Origin of the sequence: Pseudanabaena biceps PCC 7429, assembly GCF_000332215.1 — a bacterium.
In the GTDB taxonomy this organism is placed as follows: Bacteria; Cyanobacteriota; Cyanobacteriia; order Pseudanabaenales; family Pseudanabaenaceae; genus Pseudanabaena; species Pseudanabaena biceps.
In genome coordinates, this window is record NZ_ALWB01000339.1 from 1 (window position 1) to 4,055 (window position 4,055).

Here is a 4,055-nt window from a genome sequence, read left to right on the forward strand (position 1 = left end):
TCTCGTCCCAAAAAGGTCAACAAAGACATCCTTAATTCCTAATCCTAAATATTCTCCTTTTCATTCTCTTGGATTTGCCCAGTTCTCCATTCTCTGGGTTACTTTTTCCTGCTCTTTTTCTGATTAGCTTAATCAACTTAGTCTAAACTCCAGTCAAAGCGATCTACTCGATTAAATCCTTTTCTCGTTTTTCCTTTATGTCCGATTTGTCCCCCTGCTTTTTTCTTCCCCTCCTCTTCTTCTTTTGATTCGTCTATTTTCTCTGACCGCTTTATTAGGTCACTGGATGGCGGTTTGGATGAGTCTTTGTCTACTCCTGTTGTTCTACCGCTTTTAGTCTCTCTATTTCTTCGTATATTTGTTGCGCCCATTCCTGTTGCCGCACGATTACTTCTACCAGTTCTCCTACTGGCATATTTTCTAGGGCTTCTCGTTCATATTGCGGTGGCTCTTTCATCCCTTTACTTTAGCCGCTTTGGCTCTTTTGTCAATTTCTTACCTGATTCTTTACGATTAAAGAACGTAGGCGATCGCCTTCTTCCTGCTGTTTCCTCTCCTCAAGTTCTAACCGATTTTCACATTCAGATATAACTTGCTTGATCAGAGCATCAACTGACTGGATACGGTTATCGAACAAAGTCGCAATGAACTCACCAATTTTTTCTTTGATACTATCTTCTGATTTCTTAAACTCTCCAAATCCAGAATCACAGACCTGTTTACCAATCTGGTAGTAAGCATCCGACATTGAAGCCCATAACCCTCCTCCTCCAAGCAATGCGGCGGCGGCAATACCGATAATAACTGCGGGGCCTAATGCCAAAGCTGGAATCATAAAGAAAGCTGCGGCTGCTCCAGCACCTCCACCAACTACTCCGCCAGCAGTCCAAGCTGCTACATAACTCGCATCAAAATTATTAAAAGCTGGGCTGAAATTATCGTCAAAGTTTGTGCCAATTTTTTTGTCAAGTCCAGAAAAACTAGCATTAAGCGCTGTCAATTCTGCTTTGATACCTCTATCTAGTAGATTTAATTTAGGGGCAATAATCTCATTGTTCTCATTGTTTAAGTGAAATTGTACCCATGAGTTTATTTCCCCTTGAAGTGATTGACTAAATTGCCCTACATAATCTTGGATTAGTGAGTCACGACTAAAAAGCGGGTTATGGTCAGTTTTCCACTCTTTGCTTCTTTGCTCAATCCTTGCTTGAAATTTAGCGCTGTTTTCCTGCCAAGAGACTAGAGCTAAATCAGTAGTCTGTTTTCTCAGATAATCAACCATTTTACGGATAGTTACAAATCTTCCGCTTGCTTCACCAATACGTTCTAAGATTTCTTCTTTATAGGAAGCTGCCAAATTTGTATTAATGCTGTCAGTCGCAGTATTTAACTCATTGACGCAATCTTGGGTAAGCTCATTCAGCTTTTGCGTAGCAGATTGCAAAATTACAGATCCGCGTTCATCAGTGAGAAAAGCTTCTAAAGTACCAGTGAAGTTTTGAAAACTGACTAGATACTCATTCGATGTATTGCTGAGAGTCGCTTTTAAGGCAGACTTAGCAGAAACAAAATGGATTCTCTCTTTGCCAGTGATAGAGCCATCTTTGATGATGCTATTAGCAGCAATTTGCACATCTTCGCGATCCTCATCGGTATCCAAGTTGTCCATGAAATTGACAACCAGAAATAGATTTTCTAATGGGCGATCGCCTTCACGTTCCTTGATTCTGGTGATAATATCCCTTTCACCCTGAGTTAACAACTTATTCGCATTGGTCATAAATAGAATTGCATCAGTCTCTTTCAGCAACTCCTCAGTAACTCTAGTACGATCTGGATGCTCATTTAGTCCAGGGGAATCCACAATTTCCACCCCGTTACGACATAGCAACAGATTTGGATGCTCAAAAACAATCTCGGCGATATTGGATTTAAGCAGTTCTTCACTACGGTTATTTAGAGCCGCTTCCTTAGAAATAGCCGCTTTTTTCTGATAATCTTCAACCGCAATTTCTTGTTCATTGCCATCACGGTAACGACAAATTACCCTCTTGCGATCGCCATATTTCAAAACCGACAAAGTGCCACTACAAGGAATTGCCCTCACAGGTTGAATCTCTTCACCTAGCAAAGCATTGAGCAATGTCGATTTACCCTGACTAAAATCACCAATCACAGCCACTCGAAAACGCTGAGATTCCAATTTATCTTTAATGGTTTGAATCTCATCGCTAAAGGTGATAGGTAAAAGGCTCTCTTTAATACCGCCATCAATAAGTTGAGATAAATGATTAATCCGCTTGAGCAAAGATTGTTTCTGTAGTTGAAAACCTTGCAGCTTTTGATATTCATCACTTACTGAATCTGTCGAATTGGGTACATTTTGAGGTTCTTTAATCTCAGTTTTAAAAATCTGATTTAAAGCAGTCAGCAAATCATCTGCTGCATTCACAAACACAGTCCCCAAATCATGAAAACGAGCAGGATCGACTAGATCGCATACCTCTTGAAAATCTTGATTGTTGTAAGACTTACCAGCAAAACTAGATTCTAAAACATCAAGGTAACGCGATTCTATTTCTAAACGTTTGCCTAAATCCCGTAAATACTTACTCTCACTTGCATCTAGGCTAGAGTCTGCCATCGCCATTCTGTAACCCAAACCAAACAGCAATAATTTTTCAGCTTCACTCAATGGCACTAGCAAAATCAAAAAATCATCGATCTCACTATGCAATTTATATTTCTGAACACCTGACAGCAAAAGCTTGGCAACTTCCACAGTTTGTTTACTGGTCAGTTTGAGCTTGCCAAGTGTCGCCTTAAACTGAGCAACCTCATCCTCACTAACTTTTGCATCAGCATGAATCACCCCTTTTAGCAGCGCGATCAAGTCAGCCATAAACACCACTTGCGGCGTAATGTCATGTACTGTCAAGTCTTGACCAGTCAACTTTGATAAGAGTTTGATCGCTTGGCTACCGATGAGTTGAGTTTTCATGCTTGAGTTAAAAATCTAGTTATCTAGAATTTATCAGAAATAAAGCCTAAAAAAGTCATTTACACAATAAAATCTGATAATATTTAAGCAAATAAAGCTTTTAAAGAGCTTTTTCTATGATTTATGTACTATGGATTACATCTTTTCTATCGCAACCCAAGCACTGCTAAATTCTGGTCAATTGGTACAGGTAATATCAAAAGCAGGTCAATTGTTACCAATAGCAAGAGATCCAATTACAGGTAGATTTGTAGAAATAGCAATGGGAGTTGGATCATCTTCTTTTAATCCTCTATCAATCCCAGCACAGGTTGCTATGGGCGGTTTACAGATGTATCAAACTCATAAAGGTTTCACTGCGGTACTAGGTGGCATAACACAGATTCAGCAAACTTTAGGGGTTTTGCAAGCCACAACAGCATTAATCGGCGTGGGAACGATCGCAAACTTAGCAATTTCCGCAGCAAGCTTACATCAAATCCTCAAACTACGAGAAGATGTTCGCCAAATGCGAGTTGAGATAAAAGATGGATTTATCGATCTCAAAAAAGCACTTAAAGATCAAGGTGCGGAAATCTTAAATCACATTGATGAAGTCGCCGCAGATATTAAATTTGAACAGCATCGAGTCGTTCTTATTCATGCCTATAGCCAATTTTTGGCTTCTACTAAGTTAATCCAACAGTCCTTACTTACTGAACCTCACATTAGAGATCAAGGTTTAGCAAGTGCTAGACATATGCTTTCAGTTGCTCTCGCTGATTACCGAAATCCTCAATTACTTTCAGAGACTTCAGCATTAGGTAAATTGAGAAGAATGGAATGCGCTTGGGCGATCGAGCAAACAATCATCATGACCTACCAAATTCAAAAACAATCAAGCGTAGTCATTCAGGGGCGTTGCACAAATGAAAGATGAATCAAGCAAAGGTAGTAAATGATTTGTACTTAAGATAGTGAATTAACAAACGAATTGAATACCTCAACATTTCTTCCGATTTTGAATAACATAAAGTTTTTCTGTGTAATCTGGCTAAATAATGTCTAAGTCTTG

The 4,055-nt window shown here is 39.3% G+C and carries 3 protein-coding genes and 1 pseudogene; 1 reads left to right on the forward strand and 3 read right to left on the reverse strand.

What is annotated here, in order from left to right; translation table 11 throughout:
• Positions 1-310 precede the first annotated feature (310 nt).
• Both PSE7429_RS27415 and PSE7429_RS21960 read right to left on the reverse strand, forming a co-directional pair.
• Positions 311-457, reverse strand: a complete 147-nt coding sequence (locus PSE7429_RS27415) for a hypothetical protein (protein WP_009629580.1) — start codon at positions 455-457, stop codon at positions 311-313.
• A 30-nt stretch (positions 458-487) separates the two neighbouring features.
• Positions 488-3,001, reverse strand: coding sequence for a dynamin family protein (locus PSE7429_RS21960; protein WP_009629581.1), 2,514 nt, complete (start codon positions 2,999-3,001; stop codon positions 488-490).
• A 262-nt stretch (positions 3,002-3,263) separates the two neighbouring features.
• Here PSE7429_RS21960 and PSE7429_RS21965 point away from each other — a divergent pair, with 262 nt between their 5' ends.
• Positions 3,264-3,920, forward strand: coding sequence for a hypothetical protein (locus tag PSE7429_RS21965; protein WP_144052563.1), 657 nt, complete (start codon positions 3,264-3,266; stop codon positions 3,918-3,920).
• A gap of 1 nt (position 3,921) precedes the next feature.
• On the opposite strand, the pseudogene PSE7429_RS24785 reads toward PSE7429_RS21965, so the two are convergent.
• A pseudogene (locus PSE7429_RS24785) lies at positions 3,922-4,055 on the reverse strand (IS1 family transposase); the annotation flags it as partial.